The sequence below is a fragment of the Pseudomonas sp. NFPP12 genome (genome assembly GCF_900103205.1).
GTDB lineage: Bacteria > Pseudomonadota > Gammaproteobacteria > Pseudomonadales > Pseudomonadaceae > Aquipseudomonas > Aquipseudomonas protegens.
Genome location: NZ_FMWW01000001.1, coordinates 42,090 through 59,094 on the forward strand (window position 1 = coordinate 42,090; position 17,005 = coordinate 59,094).

Annotated in this window: 16 protein-coding genes; 7 read left to right on the top strand and 9 right to left on the bottom strand. The window is 65.8% G+C overall.

Annotation, left to right across the window (positions count from 1 at the left end):
* Nucleotides 1-16 precede the first annotated feature (16 nt).
* Together BLS75_RS00225 and BLS75_RS00230 are read right to left on the bottom strand one after the other, a co-directional pair.
* A complete protein-coding gene (locus tag BLS75_RS00225) occupies nt 17-1,438 on the bottom strand; it encodes a cytochrome ubiquinol oxidase subunit I (RefSeq protein WP_072449903.1) in 1,422 nt (473 codons plus the stop codon).
* A 128-nt stretch (nt 1,439-1,566) separates the two neighbouring features.
* Entirely contained in the window at nt 1,567-3,891 is a 2,325-nt protein-coding gene (locus BLS75_RS00230; RefSeq protein ID WP_072449904.1) for an FdhF/YdeP family oxidoreductase, read from the bottom strand.
* Nucleotides 3,892-4,347: 456 nt separating this feature from the next.
* Here BLS75_RS00230 and moaA point away from each other — a divergent pair, with 456 nt between their 5' ends.
* The 5 genes from moaA to moaE are packed head-to-tail and all read left to right on the top strand — an operon-like array spanning nt 4,348 to nt 7,509.
* Nucleotides 4,348-5,346 (top strand): GTP 3',8-cyclase MoaA, encoded by a 999-nt coding sequence (gene moaA, locus BLS75_RS00235; RefSeq protein WP_072449905.1) that lies wholly within the window; start codon nt 4,348-4,350, stop codon nt 5,344-5,346.
* A 45-nt stretch (nt 5,347-5,391) separates the two neighbouring features.
* Nucleotides 5,392-6,291, top strand: coding sequence for a bestrophin family protein (locus tag BLS75_RS00240; protein ID WP_072449906.1), 900 nt, complete (start codon nt 5,392-5,394; stop codon nt 6,289-6,291).
* 26 nt (nt 6,292-6,317) lie between these two features.
* Entirely contained in the window at nt 6,318-6,800 is a 483-nt protein-coding gene (gene moaC / locus BLS75_RS00245) for a cyclic pyranopterin monophosphate synthase MoaC (protein WP_036996513.1), read from the top strand.
* Nucleotides 6,797-7,048: a molybdopterin converting factor subunit 1 gene (moaD, locus tag BLS75_RS00250; protein ID WP_011062001.1), complete on the top strand. Its 252-nt coding sequence runs from the start codon at nt 6,797-6,799 to the stop codon at nt 7,046-7,048. The genes moaC and moaD overlap by 4 nt, the downstream gene beginning before the upstream one ends.
* A 2-nt stretch (nt 7,049-7,050) precedes the next feature.
* Nucleotides 7,051-7,509: a molybdopterin synthase catalytic subunit MoaE gene (gene moaE, locus BLS75_RS00255; RefSeq protein WP_072449907.1), complete on the top strand. Its 459-nt coding sequence runs from the start codon at nt 7,051-7,053 to the stop codon at nt 7,507-7,509.
* 72 nt (nt 7,510-7,581) lie between these two features.
* Here the strand turns inward: moaE and fdhD are convergent, their stop codons facing one another.
* From fdhD to mobA, 3 genes are all read right to left on the bottom strand, one after another.
* Nucleotides 7,582-8,409 carry a formate dehydrogenase accessory sulfurtransferase FdhD gene (fdhD, locus tag BLS75_RS00260; protein WP_011061999.1) on the bottom strand — a complete coding sequence of 276 codons (828 nt, stop codon included), beginning with the start codon at nt 8,407-8,409 and terminating at the stop codon, nt 7,582-7,584.
* 58 nt (nt 8,410-8,467) lie between these two features.
* A complete protein-coding gene (locus tag BLS75_RS00265; protein WP_011061998.1) occupies nt 8,468-9,358 on the bottom strand; it encodes a LysR family transcriptional regulator in 891 nt (296 codons plus the stop codon).
* A 109-nt stretch (nt 9,359-9,467) separates the two neighbouring features.
* Nucleotides 9,468-10,082, bottom strand: coding sequence for a molybdenum cofactor guanylyltransferase MobA (gene mobA / locus BLS75_RS00270; RefSeq protein ID WP_176707089.1), 615 nt, complete (start codon nt 10,080-10,082; stop codon nt 9,468-9,470).
* Between the two features lie 226 nt (nt 10,083-10,308).
* Between mobA and moaB the strand changes: the two genes are divergently transcribed.
* Together moaB and glp are read left to right on the top strand one after the other, a co-directional pair.
* Nucleotides 10,309-10,848 (top strand): molybdenum cofactor biosynthesis protein B, encoded by a 540-nt coding sequence (gene moaB, locus BLS75_RS00275; RefSeq protein WP_011061996.1) that lies wholly within the window; start codon nt 10,309-10,311, stop codon nt 10,846-10,848.
* The gene (gene glp / locus BLS75_RS00280) at nt 10,845-12,050 is read left to right on the top strand and encodes a molybdopterin molybdotransferase MoeA (protein ID WP_072449908.1); all 1,206 of its coding nucleotides are present in this window, start codon (nt 10,845-10,847) and stop codon (nt 12,048-12,050) included. Before moaB ends, glp begins: the two co-directional genes overlap by 4 nt.
* On the opposite strand, the gene BLS75_RS00285 is transcribed toward glp, so the two are convergent.
* The 4 genes from BLS75_RS00285 to BLS75_RS00300 all read right to left on the bottom strand — a co-directional run bounded on the left by BLS75_RS00285 (nt 12,047) and on the right by BLS75_RS00300 (nt 16,967).
* Complete coding sequence (locus BLS75_RS00285; protein ID WP_065363310.1) at nt 12,047-13,090, bottom strand: FUSC family protein; 1,044 nt, start codon at nt 13,088-13,090, stop codon at nt 12,047-12,049. The two genes, glp and BLS75_RS00285, sit on opposite strands and share 4 nt — an antisense overlap.
* 106 nt (nt 13,091-13,196) lie before the next feature.
* Nucleotides 13,197-14,822 carry an NADP-dependent glyceraldehyde-3-phosphate dehydrogenase gene (locus BLS75_RS00290; protein WP_072449909.1) on the bottom strand — a complete coding sequence of 542 codons (1,626 nt, stop codon included), beginning with the start codon at nt 14,820-14,822 and terminating at the stop codon, nt 13,197-13,199.
* A 183-nt stretch (nt 14,823-15,005) separates the two neighbouring features.
* Nucleotides 15,006-16,043 (bottom strand): AraC family transcriptional regulator, encoded by a 1,038-nt coding sequence (locus BLS75_RS00295; protein WP_011061992.1) that lies wholly within the window; start codon nt 16,041-16,043, stop codon nt 15,006-15,008.
* Nucleotides 16,044-16,052: 9 nt separating this feature from the next.
* Nucleotides 16,053-16,967, bottom strand: coding sequence for a GGDEF domain-containing protein (locus BLS75_RS00300; RefSeq protein ID WP_011061991.1), 915 nt, complete (start codon nt 16,965-16,967; stop codon nt 16,053-16,055).
* Between the last annotated feature and the right edge of the window lie 38 nt (nt 16,968-17,005).

Sequence of the window (17,005 nt, forward strand, 5' to 3'; positions counted from 1 at the left end):
GTTGGTTGCCCTTGTTTCAGAGGTGGTGGTCGCCGGTGGCGAAGGTCTCGGGGATGGCCGACAGCGGCCGGCGCGGAGTCGGCTCCTGGCCGGGCGCAGTGCTGGGCGGATGCTCGTGGTGGGGCTGCGGGCCCTTGCGCACCAGCTTCATCATGTAGCCGATGCCCACGGCGAACACCGAGAAGTAGATCACCACGAACAGCGCCAGGGAGATGCTCAGTTGCGCCACGCTGTGGTTGGAGGCGGCGTCGCTGGTGCGCAGCAGGCCGTACACCACCCAGGGCTGGCGCCCGACTTCGGTGGTGATCCAGCCCGCCAGCAGGGCGATCAGGCCGCTGGGGCCCATCCACAGCACCAGGCGCAGGAACAGGCGGTTGCGGTACAGCGCGCCGTTGCGTCGCAGCAGCAGGCCCAGCAACCCGGTGAGGATCATCAACATGCCCAGGCCGGCCATGATGCGGAAGCTGAAGAACACAATGGCCGAGTTGGGCCGGTCTTCCTTGGGGAAGCTCTTGAGCGCCGGGATCTGCTTATCCAGGCTGTGGGTCAGGATCAGGCTGCCCAGGTAGGGCACTTCCACGGCGTAGTCGGTTTTCTCGCCGTCCATGTTGGGAATGCCGAACAGCACCAGGGGCGAGGGTTCGCTGCCGTGGTTTTCCCAGTGGCCTTCGATGGCGGCGATCTTCGCCGGCTGGTGCTCCAGGGTGTTCAGGCCATGGGCGTCACCGACCACCGCCTGGATCGGTGCCACGATCAGCGCCATCCACAGCGCCATCGACAGCATCTTGCGCACCGGCGGCGTGTCGTTGCCCCGCAGCAGGTGCCAGGCGGCGCTCGATCCGACGAAGAACGCCGTGGCGACGAATGCGGCAATCGCCATGTGCATCAGGCGCAAGGGGAAGGACGGGTTGAAGACGATCGCCAGCCAGTCCATGGGCATGATCCGCCCATCGACGATGGAGAAGCCCTGGGGCGTCTGCATCCAGCTGTTGGAGGCGAGGATCCAGAAGGTCGAGATCAGGGTGCCGATGGCCACCATCACCGTGGCGAAAAAGTGCAGTCCGCGACCCACCCGGTTCCAGCCGAACAGCATGACCCCGAGAAAGCCCGCTTCGAGGAAGAACGCGGTCAGCACTTCATAGGTCAGCAGAGGGCCGGTGATACTCCCGGCGAAGTCCGAGAAGCGGCTCCAGTTGGTGCCGAACTCGTAGGCCATGACCAGCCCGGAAACCACGCCCATGCCGAAGTTGACGGCGAAAATCTTCGACCAGAAGTGGTACAGGTCCTTGTAGGTGCTGTTGTGGGTCTTGAGCCACAAGCCTTCGAGTACCGCGAGGAAACTGGCCAGGCCGATGGTGATGGCGGGAAAGATGATGTGGAACGAGACCGTGAACGCGAACTGGATGCGCGCCAGGTCGAGTGCCTGTAGATGAAACATGACGAAACCCTCGTAATGGCTGGGGGCCCGCGCAGGCGCCTTCCGGCCGCCGTGAACCCGGGTTCGCGGCGTACGGCAACAGGCTGCGCGGGGCAGGCTGGAGCGGCGCCTTGGCCGCTCCGGCCGGGTCAAACGCCGACGGACTGGATCAGGTTGCTGGCCGCCGCCGGCTCCAGGCGGATGGCGATGAACTTGGAGGTCGGTGTGTAGGTGCGGTCGCCGTAGCTTTCCAGGGGCACCAGGGGGTTGGTCTCCGGGTAGTAGGCGGCCGACTGGCCGGCGGGAATGTCGTAGGCGATCAGGGTGAAACCGCTGACCCGGCGTTCCCGGCCGTCATCCCACAGCGACACGATGTCGACCTTCTGCCCCGGCTCGTAGCCCAGCCGGCGGATGTCGTCCTCGTTGGCGAACAGCACCTCGCGCATGCCGTAGACCCCGCGATAGCGGTCGTCCAGGCCATACAGGGTGGTGTTGTACTGGTCGTGGGAGCGCATGGTCTGCAGGATCAGGTCGGGCTTGACCTTGAGCTTGCGCACCCCGGCGCTGACCAGGTGTTCCGGCAGTTCGCTGGGGATGAACCGCGCCTTGCCGGTGGCGGTGTTCCAGCGTCGTTGGCTGGCGTCGTTGCCCAGGTGGAAGCCGCCGGGGTTGAGCAGCTTGAGGTTGAAGTCGGAAAACCCGGGGATGGTGTCGGCGATCAGGTCGCGGATGCGCCCGTAGTCTTCGATCACCCACAGCCAGTCGATGGGGTGCTGGCCCAGGGTGGCGTTGGCGATGCCGGCGATGATCGCCGGTTCCGAACGCAGGTGCGGCGACTTGGGTTTGAGCTGGCCGTGGGAGATATGCACCATGCTGAAGGTGTCTTCCACGGTGATGCCTTGCGGGCCGTTGGCCTGGATGTCGATATCGGTGCGGCCCAGGCACGGCAGGATCAGCGCCTCGCGCCCGGTCACCAGGTGGCTGCGGTTGAGCTTGGTGGCGATGTGCACGGTAAGCTCGCAGTTGCGCAGGGCCGCGTGGGTGCGCGGGGTGTCCGGGGTGGCCTGGGCAAAGTTGCCCCCCAGGCCGATGAACACCTTGGCCTGGCCCTGTTCCATGGCCGAGATCGCCATCACCGTGTTGTGCCCGTGCTCCCGGGGCGGCTTGAAGCCGAAGCGCGCCTCAAGGGCATCCAGCAGCTCGGTGGGCGCCAGTTCGTTGATGCCCATGGTGCGATCGCCCTGCACGTTGCTATGGCCGCGCACCGGCGACAGGCCGGCGCCGGGACGGCCGATATTGCCCCGCAGCAACAGCACGTTGATCACTTCCTGGATGGTCGGCACCGAGTGGGTGTGCTGGGTCAGGCCCATGGCCCAGCACATGATCGCGCGCTTGGCCTTGCGGTACATGCGCGCGGCCAGCTCGATGTCGGCCAGGCTCAGGCCGGACTGCTCGACGATGTGGTTCCAGGACGTGGCATCGACCTCGGCCAGGTAGCTGTCCAGGCCCGAGGTGTGTTCGGCGATGAAGGCCCGGTCGAACACCGCTTCGCCATTGTTGGCCAGGGCCTCGCGCTCCCAGCGCAGGAGGAACTTGGCGATGCCGCGAAAGGCCGCCATGTCGCCGCCCAGGGCCGGGCGGAAGTAGGCCGAGGAGGTGGGCTCGGAGCCGTTGGTGAGCATCTCCAGCGGGTGCTGGGGGTGCTGGAAGCGTTCCAGGCCACGTTCCTTGAGCGGGTTGAAGCAGATCACCTGGGCACCGCGTTTCACCGCCTCGCGCAGTGGCTCGAGCATCCGCGGGTGGTTGGTGCCGGGGTTCTGGCCGATGACGAAGATCGCGTCGGCCTGTTCCAGGTCATGGAACACCACCGTGCCCTTGCCCACGCCGACGCTTTCGAACATACCCACGGCACTGGCCTCGTGGCACATGTTGGAGCAGTCGGGGAAGTTGTTGGTGCCATAGGCGCGCACGAACAGTTGGTACAGGTAGGCCGCCTCGTTGCTGGCCCGGCCAGAGGTGTAGAACTCCGCCTGGTTCGGCGAGTCCAGGCCCTTGAGGTGGCTGGCAATCAGCTCGAAGGCTTCGTCCCAGGTGGTTTCCACATAGCGGTCCTGGGTGGCGTCATAGCGCATGGGGTGGGTCAGGCGGCCCTGGTACTCGAGCCAGTAGTCGCTCTGCGCGGCCAGGGCCGAGACCGTGTATTTGTTGAAGAAGGCCGGGTTCACCAGGCGCCCGGTGGCTTCCCAGTTGACCGCCTTGGCGCCGTTCTCGCAGAACTTGACCATGCCGTTTTCCGGCGACTCGCCCCAGGCGCAGCCGGGGCAGTCGAAGCCGCCGTTCTGGTTGGTCTTGAGCATGGCGCGGATGTTCTTGAAGGCGTTCTCGCTGCCCAGCCAGTTCTTGGTCACTGCGATCAGCGCCCCCCAACCGGCAGCGGCGCCCTTGTAGGGTTTGTATCGATCAACTTCGCTCATGATATTTCTCCAATACAGCGCACGCAGGCAACCGGCCGACATTGAATTGATGTCAGTGATTGTTTGACTGCACAGGCTAAATGCGGTTGTTGTGAACTTGTTTGAGTTCGGTATTGCTTATTGGCGTGGAGTAACTTTCAGGGCTCGTTATATGGGCCACGAATAAAGCCTATTCGTCACCCGTGGCCGCTGTCTAATCGCAATTAATGACCGGCTGATCGAAAGCCTCTATCAGTGTTAAAAATCTATATATATCAAATAGATGGTTGTTTGTTTCGGTCTTTGTTGGAAGCGATTTGAGGAGCGATAGATTGTATTGATCAGCCAGTTGTTAATAGCGATTGGACGGGGCTTTTAATGGCTTTTAATCTTGCCGCCAATAACACCTTCTGCATGTGCTTGTGTGGAAGAACTTCAACTAATCGCGATGGATTCCCACCGTCGAAAGAGGCTCGGATGTCAGATCAGGTATTGCTCGATGGCTTCGCTCGGCGGGTCGACTATCTGCGCATGTCGGTGACCGACCGCTGCGATTTTCGCTGTGTGTATTGCATGGCCGAGGACATGCAGTTCCTGCCGCGCCAAGGCATTCTTACCCTGGAGGAGCTGTACCAGCTGGCCGAACGTTTCGTGGCCCTGGGCACCCGCAAGATCCGCCTCACTGGCGGCGAGCCGCTGATCCGCCCCGGGGTGGTCCAGCTGTGCCGGGACATTGCCCGGCTGCCCGGGCTGCGGGAGCTGTGCATGACCACTAACGGCTCGCAACTGGGCAAGCTGGCCGCGCCGCTGTTCGACGCCGGGGTCAAGCGCCTGAACATCAGCCTCGACAGCCTGGACCCGACCCTGTTTCGCCAGCTGACCCGCACCGGCGAGCTGGGCCAGGTGGTTGCCGGCATCGACGCGGCGATTGCCGCCGGCTTTGAGCGCACCAAGCTCAACTGCGTGGTGATGAAGGGGCGCAACGACCGGCAGATCAACGAACTGGTGGCCTTTGCCATCGACCGCGGCCTGGACATCTCCTTTATCGAGGAAATGCCCCTGGGCACCATAAGCGAACACAGCCGCAGCGATGCGTTCTTTTCCAGTGCCCGGGTTCGCGAGCGGATCGCCGAGCGCTACACCCTGATCGAGTCCGCCGAGTCGACCCAGGGCCCGTCGCGCTACTGGCGCCTGGCCGAGGCGCCGCACATCCGCCTGGGGTTCATCTCGCCCCACAGCCACAACTTCTGCGGCACCTGCAACCGCGTGCGCCTGACCGTCGAAGGCCGCTTGCTGCTGTGCCTGGGCAACGAGCACTCGGTGGACCTCAAGGCCGTGCTGCGCGCTCACCCCGGCGATACCGGGCGCCTGCAGCGGGCCATAGTCGAGGCGATGAAACTCAAGCCCTACAGCCATCACTTCGAACTCAACGACGAGGTGCAGGTGGTGCGCTTCATGAACATGACCGGCGGCTGAACCGCTGCTCATCACGGCTTTTCATTGTGCAAAGGTTCTACCCCGATGATCGTCAGATCCAAACCCAACCTGATCAGCGTGCTGATTTCCCTCAAAGGGTCGATTGCCAAGCGCATCGCCCTGCGCAGCCTGCTGGTGACCCTGCTGGCCTCGGCCATCGTGCTGATCGAGACCTTGCACCCGGCGTATTTCTCCAAGGTCAATGCCACCCCGTTCACCTTGCTCGGCCTGTCGCTGTCGATCTTCATGAGCTTTCGCAACAACGCCTGCTACGACCGCTGGTACGAAGCGCGCAAGTCCCTGGGCACGGTGGTGACCGAGGTGCGCTCGATGATCCGCGAAACCCAGGTGCTTGAAGACACCCGGGCGCGCAGCGCGATCCTGCGCGACCTGTGCGGTTTCGCCCATGCCCTCAAGGCCCGGCTGCGCCGCGAAGATGAACTGAGCGCTGCCGAAACCTGGCTCAGCCAGTTGCCGCCGGCAAGCACCAGCAACCTGCCGGACAGCCTGCTGCGCCAGATCGCGCGCCAGTGTTCGGACCAGGCCCAGGCGGGGCGGCTCAGCGAATGGCGCTACCTGCTGCTGGCCAATCAACTGGCGGCCATCACCGGCGCGCAATCCACCTGCGAGCGGATCAAGGCCACGCCGCTGCCGTTTCCCTACACGTTGCTGCTGCACCGCACCAGCTACATGTTCTGCATCCTCCTGCCCTTTGCCATGGCCGAGCCCCTGGGCTGGCTGACGCCGATCTTCACCGCCATCGTCAGCTACACCTTCTTCGGCCTGGACGCCATAGGCGACGAGCTGGAAGACCCCTTCGGCCACGACGAGAACGACCTGCCGCTGAGCGCCATCGTGCGCAACATCGAGCGCGAGATTCTCGAGGCCCTGGGGGCCACCGAACTGCCGCCGGCGCTGGAGCCGGTGGACTATGTCCTGAGCTGATCCACTGTTGTTATCCGAGGTTGCACATGAATGAACTCACTCACCTGGACGACCAGGGCCGGGCCAGCATGGTGGATGTCACCTGCAAGGCCGCTACCGAGCGCGAGGCCCAGGCTCGGGCCTGGGTGCGCATGCTCCCGGCCACCCTGCAACTGATCCAGGACCAGGGCCATCCCAAGGGCGATGTGTTCGCCGTGGCGCGCATCGCTGGAATCATGGCGGCAAAGAAGACCCACGAACTGATCCCCCTGTGCCACCCGTTGCTGCTCACCGGGATCCACATCGAACTGCAGGCACTGCCGCCGGACCGGGTGCAGATCACCAGTTGCTGCCGGCTCAACGGCGCCACCGGGGTCGAGCTGGAAGCCATGACCGCCGCCAGCGTGGCGGCGCTGACGATCTATGACATGTGCAAGGCGGTGGACCGCGCCATGGTCATCGAAGGGCTGCACCTGCTGAAGAAGCAGGGCGGCAAGTCCGGCACCTTTATCGCAGGAGAGGCCCGATGATTCTGGTCAACTACTTTGCCCGCTACCGTGAGCAACTGGGCTGCGGTGGCGAGAAACTGCCCCTGGATGCCAGCCTGCGCACCGTCGAGGACCTGCGCCAGCGGCTGATGGCCCGGGGTGAAACCTGGGCGCAGGTGCTGGGGGAGAACAGCCTGATGTGCGCGCTGAACCAGGAACTGTGCAAGCTCGATGCGGCCATCGAGGACTTCGATGAAATCGCCTTCTTTCCGCAAGTGACCGGGGGCTGAGCATGAGCATCCAGGTGCAGACCCAGGCGTTGAGCCTCGACCAGTTGAATGCCGGCTTGCAGGCCGGCGACGCCAGCGTCGGCGGCGTGGTGACCTTTGTCGGTTATGTGCGCGATCTCAACCTGGGGGAGGCGGTGCACAGCCTGTTTCTTGAACACTACCCGGGCATGACCGAGCGCTCGCTGCAGCGCATCGTGGAGCAGGCCCAGGCGCGCTGGCCGCTGAACCGGGTGAGCCTGGTGCACCGGGTGGGGTTGCTGCAGGTGGGTGAGCCCATCGTCTTTGTCGGGGTGGCCAGCGCCCATCGCCAAGCGGCCTTCGAGGCTTGCGCCTTCATCATGGATTACCTCAAGACCCGCGCCCCGTTCTGGAAGCGCGAAGTCACCCCGGCCGGCGAACGCTGGATCGACGGCCGCGAGAGCGACCGGCAGGCGGCCGAACGTTGGGGTGCCGAACGTTGAGCTTAAGCCGCTGACAGAGGCTTGAGGGAAGGGGGGAACCACGCCGGATGCATGTCATCCGGCGTGGTGCATTTACACCGGGCTGTAGATCCGTGGGGCGTTGCGGTGGGGGACGTGGATCAGGTTCAGGCGATGCTTGTTGGCCCATTGCACGGTGAGTGCGGTCGGCGCCGAGAGGCTGACCAGGGTGCCGAGGCGGGCGCGCACGGCCTTGTGGATCAGTTCCAGGCTGCAACGGCTGGTGACCACGGTGAAGCCCTGGCGGCCATCGATCCCGGCCTGCAGCAGCGCGCCAATCAGCTTGTCCAGGGCGTTGTGGCGGCCGATGTCTTCCTGGCACAGGCGCACCTCGCCCTGTTCGTCGAAGTACAGCGCCGCATGCAGGGCTCCGCTGCTGCGGGCCATGTGCTGGGCCTGTTCGATGCGCTCGCGCAGGCCCTGCAGGTGTTCGGCAGGTGGCAGGGCCGCGGGTTCGAGGATCTGCAGTTGCGGCAGCGCCTGTTCCAGGGCCTCCACTCCGCACAGGCCACAGCCGCTGGTGCCGGCCATTTGCCGGCGATGGTCCTTGAGGGCCCAGAACGCCCGGCTGGAAATTTCCACGTCGGCCTGGCAGGCCTGGGGGAAGTGGCTGAGGCGGATGTCGTAGATTTCGCCGAGGTCATTGACGATGTCGTTGGTGATGCTGAAGCCGCGAATGAAGTCTTCCAGGTTGCCCGGAGACACCATCATCACCGCCTGGCTCAGGCCGTTGTAGGTGATCGCCAGGGCGATCTCGGCGGCCAGCGGCGCCTCGGCCATCGGGCCGTCGGCGCTGTACTCGCGATAGGCCACCCGCTGCGGCGCCGGCGCCGGCGCATTGGCCTCGGGTTGTTGCTCCGTTTGTTCGATCCGGCAAACCATGACCACACCTCGTTGCATTCGATTCGCCCAGGGCCGTGGGCGGCCCTGGGGCATTGATTCACTCTTTGATCGCAAACAGCTTCTTGGCTTCGGCGAAGCACTTTTCGGCAATCGCCGAGCGCGGCTCGGTCTTGCGCATCACCAGCCCCAGTGGCGCCAGCACGCTGGCATCCGGCAGTTGGATAAAGGCCAGGTTCTCGATGGGCGAATCCAGGCCACTGTCCAGGGGCATGATCGAGCAGCAGAAGCCTTCGTGGATCGCCTGGAACAGTTGGTAGGTGGAGTCGCTTTCCAGGATCGGCTGCGGGTTCAGGCCGCGGCTGCGAAAGCTCAGGTCGATGGACTTGCGATAGTGCATGCCGGTGCTGAGCATGCCCAGCGGCAGTTCGGCGGCGTCCTCCCAGCTCATCTCGGTGCCTTCGAAATGAAAGTGTCGGGTGTCGTAGAGCAGGCCGACCCGGGTCTCGCCGATCTCGAAGAAGTCCAGGTAGTTGGGGTTGACGTGGTCCAGGTAGCAGACCCCCAGGTCCAGCTGGTTGTTGCCGATGTCCTCGATGATCCGGTCGGAGCTCATGGACGACAGGCTGAACTGCAGTTCCGGGAAGCTCGACGATAGCTGTTGCACGTAGCTGATGGGGTTGAAGCCGCTCAGCGGTACCAGCCCCAGGCGCAGCTTGCCCACCAGTTGCCCGCGGCAGGCAGCGGCTTCGGCGAACAGCCCGTCATGGGCTGCCAGCAGGGTCTTGGCCCAGGCCAGCACCCGCTCGCCGGCTTCGGTGAAGCCTTCGAAGCGCTGGCCACGGGTGACCAGGATCAGGTCCAGTTCATCCTCAAGATTGCGCAGGCGCATGGACAGGGTCGGCTGGGTGATATGGCAGCGCGCGGCGGCCTGGCCAAAGTGCCGGGTCTGCTCCAGGGCGATCAGAAACTTGAGTTGCTTGATGTCCACGATGGCACCTGTTGTGGGAAAAGTCGGGTTCAGTAATAACGCAGGTGTTGCGCCCATGAAAAGGCCTGGGGCCTTGCCCGGTTGCGCCCTTGGGCACCTCCGGCGCTGTTCAGGCCAGGGGCTTGGGGCCTGCTTCAGACAGTAGTTCAGGGGTATTGAAGTTGCTCAGCCGCGGATCGTCCGCGGCGCAGGGCAGGGGCCTCAGCCCATGGGCGGCCAGGGCCCGCAGCAGGCTGCGCTCGCCGTTGTCCCAGGCCTGGCGCAGGTCACCCAGCAGCGCCGTGGGGATCAGGCTGAACATGGGTTGCCATTGCCCGGCCTGCTGCACCATCACCGGCCTGGCGTCGTTGCCGCGGGCATCCAGCAGGGCCTGGATCAGCGCCGCGTCGATCTGCGGCGCATCGCAGGCCAGCACCAGCAGCCAGGGGTGGCGGGCCGTCGCGAGGCCGGCCAGGACTCCGGCCAGGGGCCCGGGGAAATCCTTCTGCCCGTCCTCCACCAAGCGGTCGGCATAGGCCCGGTAGCGCTCGGCGTTGCGGTTGCAGGAAATGATCAGGTCATCGCTCAAGGGCCGCACCACCGCCTGCACATGGGCAATCAGCGGCTGGCCGCGCCAGGCCACCAGGCCCTTGTCCTGGCCGCCCATGCGCGAGCCGCGGCCACCGGCCAGCAGCAGGATCGAGCAGGGCAGGGAACAGGCGGGGGCGGGCTGGGTCGGGGTCATGGCAGGACGCATATCAAGTAGGTGGCGCAAACGATGGCATTGTCCTTCGGGTACGTCCAATCGGAAGTGTTGAATGGCCGATTGACGGGCTTTATCGGCCCCCTGGCAGGGCCCGGCAGGATGATAGAGCGCATCGATAATCCGGTCAGCCAGAACGATTAGACAGCCGCGTCGGCGGGCCTTTAGCCTGGGTTCATGATTTTTAGCCTGCCGGTCGGAGAATGACATGAGCGTGAAGTCGGATGCGTTGTTTGTACCCTTGAACATTGCCGTGCTGACGGTCAGCGATACCCGGGAATATGCCACTGACACCTCCGGGCAACTGCTGGTCAGCCGCCTGCTGGAGGCCGGCCACAGCCTGGCCGAGCGCAACCTGCTCAAGGATGACCTGTACAAGATCCGCGCCCAGGTGGCGGCCTGGATCGCCGACGAGCGCATCCAGGTGGTGCTGATCACCGGTGGCACCGGCTTTACCGGCCGCGACAGCACCCCGGAAGCCGTGGGCTGCCTGCTGGACAAGCACATCGACGGTTTCGGCGAGCTGTTTCGCGCCATCTCGATTCTCGATATCGGCACCTCCACGGTGCAGAGCCGGGCCCTGGCCGGGCTGGCCAATGGCACCCTGGTGTGCTGCCTGCCGGGCTCCACCGGGGCCTGCCGCACCGCCTGGGAAGGCATCCTCGCCGAGCAGCTGGATGCCCGACACCGGCCATGCAATTTCGTGCCGCACCTCAAGCCGGTGCAGGCCTGCGAGAGCCGGGGATGAGCCAGAACCCACTGATGCCGGTGGAAGAGGCACTGGCCAGCCTGCTGGCCATGGCCGACGCCCAGCGCCTGCCGGAGAGCGAAACCCTGGCCGTGGATCAGGCCCGGCAACGGGTACTGGCCACCGACCTGGTGGCGACCCTGGACCTGCCGCCCTGGCCCAACAGTGCCATGGACGGCTACGCCCTGAACCTGCAGCACTGGGACGGTGCACCGTTGCCGGTAGCGCAGACCGTGTTCGCCGGGCAGCCCGGTGCGCCCCTGCAACCGGGCAGCTGTGCGCGGATCTTCACCGGCGCCCCGGTGCCCGAAGGCGCCGACTGCGTTGAGATGCAAGAAAACGTCGAGCTGCTGGAAGACGGCCGGGTGCGTTTTACCCAGGCCCTGAAAACGGGGCAGAACATTCGCCCCCAGGGCCAGGAGAACCGCGCCGGCGAGGTGTTGCTGCAGGCCGGCAAGCGCCTCGGCCCCTTCGAACTGGCGGTGGCCGCCGCCCAGGGCTGTACCGAGTTGCAGGTGGTGCGCCGCCCGCGCGTGGCGCTGCTGTCCACCGGCGATGAATTGCTGGAGCCGGGCACGCCCATGCGCCCCGGCTGCATCTACAACAGCAACCGTACCCTGCTCAGGCACTGGCTGGACGCCCTGGGCTGCGAGGTGATCGACGCCGGGATCCTGCCCGACCAGCCGCAGCACACCCGCCTCAGGCTGGAGCAGTTGCAGCATGGCGCGGACCTGATCCTGACCACCGGCGGCGTTTCCGCCGGGGATGCCGACTGCCTCGGGCAGGTGCTCAGGGACAGTGGCCGGCCGCTGTTCTGGAAACTCGCCATCAAGCCCGGCAAGCCCCTGACCGTGGGTTACTTCGGCCAGGTGCCGGTGATCGGCCTGCCGGGCAACCCGGCCTCGGCACTGGTGACCTTCGGCCTGTTGGCCCGGGCCTACCTGCTGCGGCTGCAGGGGGTACAGGAGGTGGCGCCGCTGAGCGTCGAGGTGCCTGTGGCCTTCGCTTGGCCCAAGGCCGGCAAGCGCCGCGAGTACCTGCGAGCGCGCCTGGAGAACGGCCGCGCCGTGCTTTATCCGAACCAGAGTTCCGGGGTGTTGCTGGGGGCTTCCTGGGCCGATGGCCTGGTGGAAATCGTCGAGGGCCGGACCTTGCAGGCAGGGGATCGGGCGCCCTTCATTCCTTTCAGCGAGCTGTTCTAGATCTTCCAGTGCCGGGCGCTCTTGGCCAGGCGCTGGTGCATCTCGCCGAGGGTCGCGGCCAGTTGCCGGGTCAGCAGCCGGTAACCATCCAGGGCCGAATACACCGGGGCCTCCAGAGCGTTTTCGGGGTGGCCTTCCACGGATTTCTCCAGGCGCTGGGTGACCCCCGATTGCAGGGCCCGGGCCATGCCGATCAGTTGCACGCGGATCTGCCGGTGCTCGGCCTTGAGCGCCAGTTGCATCTGCGCCATGGCCTGCGGGTCGCTGGCATCGGGGCGGGTGTTGCCGAGGATCTCCAGGGTGCTGATGCACATGCGCAGGTTGCGCTGGATGGCGTCCAGCTCGGTCATGGAAATCCGTACTTCCTTGGACACCGAAGGCATCAGCGAACGCAGTTGCAGCATGGCGCTGTTGACCCGGCCCAGGAGCTTGAGGTGCTCGTCGTCGGTCACCGACTGGCCCTTGATTATCCGCCCGTACAACTGCGCGCAGTCGCGCAGGGCGCTGGCCAGGTTGTAACGCCAGGAGTACACCGCATACAGCGGAATGGCGAAGGAAAACGCCAGGGCCAGGGCAATGCCGATGAGGATGTCCACCGCCCGCCACAGGCCGTCGCTGACCTGGTTGTCACCGTGGCCGGCGACGATGAACACGGTGATCGCCGCCAGCAGCGCGGTGTAGCCGCCCTTGCCGATGGCGTGATAGGAAAAGTAGCCGCACACCACCGACATGCCCAGGTAGGTCAGCCAGGGGTGGCCGAAGTAGGCCTGCTGCACCACCAGCACCAGCCCGACCCCGGCGCCCACCAGGGTGCCGATGGCCCGTTCCGCGGCCTTCTTGCCGATGTTGCCGTGATGCTGCAGGCCGCCGATCACCACCAGCATGGTCACCGAGGCCCATTCGCCGTGGGGCAGGTTGAGGCCGGTGGTCAGCACGATGGTGGCGATCAGGCCGAGGGCGACCCGCACCGCGTGGATCAGCCGGGCGTGACGGTAGCGCCGGTACGGGTCGAGCACGGGACGCAGCAGGCGGCGCAGCAAAGGTGGCAGGGTGATGCCCCGCAGGTGTTTGAACGGGCCCAGATCGGTTCCTCCGTTTGGCGGCAGGGGCCGGGCGTTCGCGCCAGGGCGAACGCTCGGGGCTCCCTCAGAAAATGTAGTCGGTGGTCAGGAAGCTCGACTCGCGATTACGGATGATGTCGCTGATCAATTGCTTGTTGCGCTCCTGGAATTTGGTTGCCACCAGGGTGCGGATCGAGAAGGTGCGCAGTGCGTCATGTACCGACAGCGTGCCCTCGGCGGAGTTCTTGCGGCCGTTGAAGGGGAAGGTGTCCGGGCCGCGCTGGCACTGGGCGTTGATATTGATCCGCCCGACCTGGTTGGCGAAGGCGTCCACCAGCCGGCCGATCTCGGCCGGGTCGCTGCCGAACAGGCTCAGTTGCTGGCCGAAGTCCGATTCCAGGACATAGTCGATCACGGTGTCCAGGTCGCGGTAGGGCACGATGGGCACCACCGGGCCGAACTGCTCCTCGTGGTAGACGCGCATCTGCGGGGTCACCGGGTACAGCAGCGCCGGGTAGAAGAACGAAGCCCGGGCCTCGCCGCCGTGGGCGTTCACCACCTTGGCGCCGTGGGCCTGGGCGTCGGCCACCAGGGCGTGCAGGTAGTCGACCTTGGTGTTCTCCGGCAGCGGCGTCAGGGCCACCCCCGGTTCCCAGGGCATGCCCGGCTTGAGGGCTTGCAGCTTGGCGTTGAACTGCTCGATGAAGCGTTCCACCACGGCTTCGTGGACGAACAGGATCTTCAGCGCGGTGCAGCGCTGGCCGTTGAACGACAGCGAGCCGGTGAGGGCTTCGCTGACCGCGTTGTCCAGGTCGGCATCGGGCAGCACGATCCCCGGGTTCTTCGCGTCCAGGCCCAGGGCCGCGCGCAGGCGGTGGGGCTTGGGGTGGAGTTTCTTCAGGTCGCTGGCGGCCTTGTTGGTGCCGATGAAGGCGAAGATGTCGATCTTGCCGCTGGCCATCAGCGCGCTGACGGTCTCGCGGCCGCTGCCGTAGATGACGTTGATCACCCCGGCCGGGAAGCTGTCGCGGAAGGCTTCGAGCAGCGGGCGGATCAGCAGCACGCCGAGCTTGGCTGGCTTGAACACTACGGTGTTGCCCATGATCAGCGCCGGGATCAGGGTGGTGAAGGTCTCGTTCAGCGGGTAGTTGTAGGGGCCCATGCACAGGGCCACGCCCAGGGGCACGCGGCGGATCTGGCCGAGGGTGTCCTGCTCCAGTTCGAAGCGGCTGGAGCGCCGGTCCAGTTCCTTCAGCGCGCCGATGGTGTCGACGATGTAGTCGCAGGTACGGTCGAACTCCTTTTCCGAGTCCTTGAGGTTCTTGCCGATTTCCCACATCAGCAGCTTGACCACCGCCGTGCGCTGCTCGCGCATGCGCGCCAGGAAGGCTTCCACGTGCTGGATGCGCTCGGCCACGCGCATCGTTGGCCAGGCGCCCTGGCCGCGATCGTAGGCGCGCACCGCGGCGTCCAGGGCGGTGAGGGCGGTGTCGGCGTCCAGCAGCGGGGTGCTGCCGAGAATCACCTGGGTATCGCCGTCGGCGCCGCTCAGGTAGATCGGGCTGCGGACCTGGGCCAGGGGGCCGTTCCAGGTGCGCAGTTCACCGTCCACCAGGTAGTCGCGCTGCTCCACCGGGTCGGGCAGGCGAAAGGCTTCGGGGATGTCGGCGGCGGCAGGAAACAGGTGGCTCAATAGATTGGCTGTGGTCATGACTCTACCCCGTGTTGGAAATGGCTCCGGCGCGGTGACAGCGACGGCATCGCTCCATGGTTTATACGCCTTAATGGCCCGGCGCTTTAGCGGTTTTTCCACCGGGCGCCCGAGCGCGACGGCCCGCGGCGCCCCTGTGCGGGCCCGCGGCGCGTCAGCGGTCGTGGTTCGAGATTAAACGTTTCAGCCGCTGCCCAGCAACTGCCGGATCAAGCTCGGGGTGCTGCCGGTCCAGCGCTTGAATGACCGGCGGAAGTTGGCCGGGTCATTGAAGTTCAGGTACTCGGCCACCGCCTCGTTGCTCCAGCCCTTGATCTGGTACAGGTACAGCGCCACGTGCTTGTGCACCCGGTCCACCTGTTGCTGGTAGCCGCTGTGGTGCTTGCTCAGCTTGCGCTTGAGGGTGGCCGGGCTCATGGCGAAATCCTGGGCCGCCTGCTCCAGGCTCGGGGTGTGGCGTACCTGGGTTTTCAGGTAGCGGTACAGGGTGTCGAGGAAACTGCTGGCAAACCCCAGTTGGCGCAGGTGCTCGCCGGCCTCCAGGCGCGCCACCTGGCCGGCGGTGGCCGAGGCCCCGGGCCAGGGCCGGGTCAGGTATTGCCGGGGGATGCGCATCAGGTCCAGGGGCCGCTGGAACTGGGTCTGTTCCCCCAGGTGCACCCAGTACTGCTCGACGTAGCGCGGCTCGCTGTGGCTGAAGCTGCATTCCCAGGGCAGGCGCTGGCCGGCCAGCCACTGACTCATGGCCACCAGTGAAGTCATGCTGGCTTCCAGGAGGAACCGCCAGTGCTCGCCGGCGCCGCAGCTGTCCAGCCAGTAGCAGTAGGCGTGATGCTCGTCCAGCACCAGGCGCGGGCTGGCCAGGGGGCTGAGCAGCGCCTGCTGCTGCACCAGGGCGTCCAGGGCCTGGTGCAGGTTCTGCGCATGGCGCAGGGCATGGCTGGCGGCGCCGTAGTGCCCGGGCAGCAGGCGCTGGCCAAACAGGAAACTGCTGTCGTCGGCATCCAGCAGGCGCCGGCCGTTGCCGATCAGCGCCAGGAACTGCTGCGGGCTGAGGCGGGTCTGGCCGGCCAGGATGTCCTCGTGGAACAGCCCGGTGCCGCGCAGCAGGCGGTGGCTGTCGATGTCCCGGGACAGCGCCAGGTCGATCAGCGCCGCCGGTTGATAGTGCCCGGGGATAAACCGCGTATCGGCTTCGTACCAACTGGTCTTCACGGTCATGACGGCGCCTCAGGCGGTTTTTGCCAGGGGCTGCTTGGCCCGGGCCAGGGCCAGGTTGAGGCGCTTGAGCAGCCCCTCCGGGGTTTCCTCCAGGGCCATCACCACCGCAGTGCTGGCCGCCAGGTGCAGGCGCTCGCCGTGTTGTCGGGTCTTGTGTGCCAGGCCCTGCACCGCCTGTTGCAGCTCCAGGGCCAGCAGCCGTGCCTGGCTTTCCCCGGTGTTGGGCAGCAGCACCACGAAGCGGTCGCCGGCCAGCCGGCACAGCAGGTCCTGGCGCCGCAGGTTGAGCAGCAGCACATGGCTCAGGGCCTGCAGCACCGCATCGCCTTCGGCATGGCCGTAGTCCTGGTTGATCGCCGCGAAGTGGTCCAGGTCCAGGGCCAGCAGCGACAACGGCTGCTGCTGGCGGCGGCTGTCTTGCAGGCTGCTGGCCAGCTCGCGCTTGAGGTAGTCGGCGCCGGCCAGGGGCGTGAGCTTGTCGAACTGGCGATGCTCGCGAAACAGCCGCTCCTTCTTTTCCATCTGCGCGCTGATGGCCAGCTGTTCGCGGTGCCAGTGGTAGATGCCGATGGTCAGCAGGATCATGCCGATGGGCATCGGCCCGGACTCCAGCCAGTGGTCCCAGGTGATGCTGTCGGGCAGGCGGATGAACTCGTCGAGGCTGTCGATCCACCAGGAAAAGAAAATGCAGCTCAGGCCCAGGGCCAGGTAGTTGGTGACCCGCCCGGCGGGGCGGCTCTTGAGCACCAGCCCGAGCCAGACCAGGGCCAGGAGCGCCGAGCCGCCTTCGCCGATGATGTCCAGCCACTGCCACTCGCTGACCGATTTCAGGCTGCCGCAGGCCAGGTGCAGCAGCAGCCCGGCATTGGCCGCCAGCAACAGCGCGGCGAGTTTCCAGCGGTGGGGTTTGAGCACGGAGAACATGGCCGCGATCCTTTTTGCCAGGAGTGAGAGGGCGCCAG